Annotated in this window: 1 pseudogene; it reads left to right on the forward strand. The window is 71.9% G+C overall.

Going from position 1 to position 338, the window contains the following annotated elements:
• A pseudogene (locus tag ACLBYB_RS32925) lies at positions 1–338 on the forward strand (magnesium transporter); the annotation flags it as partial.

A 338-nucleotide genomic window follows, 5' to 3' on the forward strand; every position in this document is an offset into this window, starting at 1 on the left:
CGAGGTGCCGACCCGCGAAGAGATGAAGGACATCGAGCCCTCGGAGCTGCTCTACGTCGAGGACGGCGCCCGCTACATGACCGGCCGGGTGCTCTCGAAGGTCAGCGACGCCGGGGAGCCGGGGCTGGCCGGCATCACTTTCATCCTGCGCGGCAACCGTCTGGTGACGGTGCGCCACGAGGAGCCGCAGGCCTTCCGCATGTACACGCAGCGCGCCGGGCGCCCGATGGGCAACGGCGGCGCCTCGACCCCCTCGGGCGAATCGATCCTGGCCGGGCTGATCGAGGCGGTGATCGACCGCGCCGCCGACGTGCTGCAGCCCCAGGGCGAGCGCAACG

This window comes from Methylobacterium sp. D54C, assembly GCF_053345595.1.